At 70.1% G+C, this 3,174-nt stretch carries 3 protein-coding genes and 1 pseudogene; 3 read left to right on the forward strand and 1 reads right to left on the reverse strand.

Translation table 11 applies throughout. The features are described from left to right. Positions 1-203: 203 nt before the first annotated feature. The 3 genes and pseudogenes from VF468_12055 to nhaA all read left to right on the forward strand — a co-directional run bounded on the left by VF468_12055 (position 204) and on the right by nhaA (position 2,298). Positions 204-493 (forward strand): annotated as a pseudogene (locus VF468_12055) (DUF2254 family protein). A 3-nt stretch (positions 494-496) separates the two neighbouring features. Next, positions 497-670 carry a hypothetical protein gene (locus VF468_12060; protein ID HEX5879031.1) on the forward strand — a complete coding sequence of 58 codons (174 nt, stop codon included), beginning with the start codon at positions 497-499 and terminating at the stop codon, positions 668-670. Positions 671-939: 269 nt separating this feature from the next. After that, on the forward strand, positions 940-2,298 hold the full coding sequence (nhaA, locus tag VF468_12065) for a Na+/H+ antiporter NhaA (protein HEX5879032.1): 1,359 nt from the start codon (positions 940-942) through the stop codon (positions 2,296-2,298). Between the two features lie 239 nt (positions 2,299-2,537). Here nhaA and VF468_12070 read toward each other — a convergent pair whose 3' ends face one another. Beyond that, on the reverse strand, positions 2,538-3,044 hold the full coding sequence (locus tag VF468_12070; protein ID HEX5879033.1) for a GreA/GreB family elongation factor: 507 nt from the start codon (positions 3,042-3,044) through the stop codon (positions 2,538-2,540). Positions 3,045-3,174: the final 130 nt, after the last annotated feature.

Raw genomic sequence — 3,174 nt, forward strand, 5'->3', positions numbered from 1 at the left:
TACATCCAGGCCGTCCAGCCCGAGCCGCTGGTCCGGGCGGCCGCCGACCAGGATGTGGTCGTCCGGCTGGCCAGGCAGGTCGGTGACCATGTCGTGGAGGGCACGCCACTGGCGTGGGCCCGGCTGCCCGAGCGCTCACCGGTCGATATCCAGCTGGTCCGGGCGGCGCTGGACGACGCGTGGTCATCGGGTTCGAGCCGACCATGGTCCAGGACGTCCCCTTCGGGCTGCGTCGGCTCGTCGACATCGGCAACAAGGCCCTGTCGCCGGCAATCAACGACCCCTACACGGCATCCAGGCGGTCCAGCACCTGTCGGTGCTGTTGTGCATGCTGGCCGGCCGGCGGCTCGGCGACCGGCTCTACCACGATGAGCAGGAGGCGCTGCGCGTCGCTGTCCCCCTCCCACAGTTCGCCGACTACCTGCGCCTCGGCACCACCCAGATCCGCCAATCAGGGGCCAAGGAGCCGGCCGTGGCCCGCAGCCTGATCTAGCTGTTGAAGGACGTCGGCGGCCGAGCGGTGAGCGAAGATCGCCGTCGGGCCTGCGCTCGTCATGTCTGGCTGGTGCTGGAGGACGCCAAGCGCGAGACCGCCCAGCCCGCCGATGTCGAGGCAGTGCAGGCCGACGGAGCAGTCGCCCTGGCCGCGCTGGGCACCGACCGCCCTTAACTCGCCGACGATTGAGCCGGCGGGGCGAACACCGCTCGATATACTTCCGGTGGTGTGCCGGGAAGCCTGGTCGGCGGCGTCTGACCTGCAACGCGAGGAGCCGTCCATGCCGGCGAGAGCGCACCGGGTTCTGCGGATCGTCACCCACCGTTGGCCTGCCACCGCGCAGGACAGGACGCTGGGTAAGCTCCCAGCATGCGCCGGTGGCAGGCCTGGGCGCGGTCGTTGTGCCGGCTGCTCCAAGTCGAGCTCGGTTTCGGCGGAGCATGATGGATCACGATGACGAGTGGGGCGCCTCGGCCGAGGAGGAGATCCGGCCGTCGTGGTCGGACAGTGCTCGGCCGGTCCCTCGGCTGGTCCTCCAGCCCCTACAGACGTTCCTGCGGACCGAGCAGGCCGGCGGCATCCTGCTGCTGGCGGCCGCCGTCGCCGCCTTGCTGTGGGCCAACTCCCCGTGGCAAGCCTCCTACGACGCCGTCTGGCACACCCAGCTCACCATCGGAGTCGGTGACTGGTCGCTGGCCGAGGACCTCCAGCACTGGGTCAACGACGCCCTCATGGCCCTGTTCTTCCTGGTGGTCGGCCTGGAGATCAAGCGTGAGCTGCTCACCGGCGAGCTCCGCGAGCCCCGAGTGGCCGCCCTGCCCGCCATTGCCGCCCTCGGTGGGATGGTGGTGCCCGCCCTGCTGTATCTGGCGATTAATTCCAGTGGGGAGCCGGCCCGGGGCTGGGGGATCCCGATGGCCACCGACATCGCCTTCGCCCTGGGGGTGCTGGCCCTGGTCGGCGGCAGGCTGCCGGCGGCGCTCAAGTCGTTCCTGCTCGCGCTGGCTATCGTGGACGACATCGGGGCCATCCTGGTCATCGCCGTCTTCTATTCCGGCAGCATCGAGGTCCTGGCGTTGCTGGCCGCGGTCGGGCTGCTGGGGCTGATCCTGATCCTGCAGCGGCTGCACGTGCGCTGGACGGTGCTGTATGTGCTGCTCGGCGTTGGCGTGTGGTTGGCCGCCTTCCAGTCCGGGGTCCATGCCACCATCGCCGGTGTCGCCCTCGGCCTGGCCACCCCCGCGGTTCCCTTCCAGCGCCCAAAGGCGGTGAGTCTCGAGGCGCACCGAATCGCCGACGACACCGTGGACGACCCGTTCCCGCCCGACGCCGACGCCCCCCAGTGGCTGCATCTGGCCGGCCTGACCCGCGAGGCGGTCTCGCCCCTGGCCAGGACCGAGCATCTGCTGCATCCCTGGACCAGCTATGTGATCGTCCCGCTGTTCGCGCTGGCCAACGCTGGGGTGTCCATTACCAGCGCAACCCTGCGCGAGGCGCTGACCAGCGGCGTCACCCTGGGGGTGGTGGTGGGTCTGGTCGTCGGCAAGACGGTCGGAGTGACCGCATTCACTTGGGCGGCGACCAGGACCGGGATCACCCGGCTCCCCGATGGCGTCCGCTGGAGCCACCTGGTCGGGGTCGCCGCTCTGGCTGGCATCGGGTTCACCGTGTCGCTGTTCATCACGAGCCTGGCGTTCCAGACCCCAGCGGTCCAGAATGCGGCCAAGGTCGGCATCCTGGCCGCATCGCTGCTGGCCGGCCTACTCGGGGCGCTCCTGCTTGCTCGTTTCCAGAGGAGGTAGGCCCAGCGGGCCGTGCCAGGCGGCGGCAGTCCTCCTACCGACGGCGCAGAGCTCACGAGCCGTCCTCGGGCGAACCGATCGCCAGGCCGGCGATGGCGCCGATGACGATCCAGAACAAGACATTGCCCAGCCGAGCCCCGATGCCGACCCCGACACCGCCGCCGAGCGCCACCCACGCTTCGACCGCCCGCTGGCTCGCGGGGACTGGAGGTTGACCGCCACTCATGTCCGTCCCTCGGTCACTGCGTCGTGTCGAGGGTCGGCGGCGCCGCATCCGGACCGACGGGAGGACTCTCGACCGCCACGATCCGGCAGCGGTAGGGGCCTGACGGGGCAGCCACTTCCACCTCCTCGCCGACCTGGTGGCCGAGCACTGCCTGGGCCAACGGCGATCGGACCGAGATCCGCAGGTCATCCAGCGGGGCCTCGATCGGATGGACGATCAGGAACCGCTCCAGAACACCCTGCCTGACTCCAATAGTCACGACCGTGCCCAGCTCGACCATGGCCGGTTCGCCGACCACGTCCTCGGCGATGGCGGCGTGGTCCACAACCCAGGTCAGACGGCGCAGCTCCTCGACCGCCCGATCGAACTCGGCGTCGACATGGCCATCACGCTCAGGATCCTCCAAGGCGGCGCGCAGCTGTGGAAGGACCTCGACACGCAGGACGCGGACGCGCTCGCTCAGCAGCCGTCTGCCCTCGCGGGTCAGTACCACCTGAGCGGCGCCATCCAGATCCAGCATCGCCAAGGGGTCACCGCTCCTCACGACCACCTCCCGGCCTGGACGCGGAGGCCAAGCAGATGCGACCGCCCGGACGACGGACCTGCGCTGCGTGCCGGCCGTTCAGGCCTGCAGGCGCGAACGTTGCAAC

It is taken from the genome of Actinomycetota bacterium (assembly GCA_036280995.1).
GTDB lineage: Bacteria > Actinomycetota > CALGFH01 > CALGFH01 > CALGFH01 > CALGFH01.

Bases quoted from the DNA above. Each gene is read 5' to 3' on its own strand.
- nhaA (HEX5879032.1), top strand. From the start codon at position 940: ATGGATCACGATGACGAGTGGGGCGCCTCGGCCGAGGAGGAGATCCGG.
- VF468_12070 (HEX5879033.1), bottom strand. From the start codon at position 3,044: ATGCTGGATCTGGATGGCGCCGCTCAGGTGGTACTGACCCGCGAGGGC.